1 protein-coding gene is annotated in these 279 nt (G+C 57.0%); it reads right to left on the reverse strand.

The genetic code is table 11. The features are described from left to right. Positions 1 to 275, reverse strand: a 275-nt coding sequence (locus FQ664_RS25880; protein ID WP_256676099.1) for a protoglobin domain-containing protein, incomplete at its 3' end; no start/stop codon positions are given. Between the last annotated feature and the right edge of the window lie 4 nt (positions 276 to 279).

A 279-nucleotide genomic window follows, 5' to 3' on the forward strand; every position in this document is an offset into this window, starting at 1 on the left:
CTCCACAAGCGCTGGTAATACTCAGCCTGGCTCTGCTTCAAACGGGCGGTGACTTCCGGCGTGCGAAGCAACGCGGACGGCGTGGAAAATTCCGCCAGGTGACGGTACAGATGGTCGACGAAAGCTTGCTGGGACGGGGCCATGTACTGAGCTGCTACGCCTAGTCGTCTGGCATCTTCGGCGCTCCAGTCGAGAAAGCGAAAGCGTTCGACAATCTCCGCATGGTCGAGACGGATACGCTTGAGTAATTCCTCGAGGTCTTTTGTCACCTTCATTCAC

Origin of the sequence: Pseudomonas persica, from assembly GCF_900291015.1 — a bacterium.
Classification (GTDB): Bacteria; Pseudomonadota; Gammaproteobacteria; order Pseudomonadales; family Pseudomonadaceae; genus Aquipseudomonas.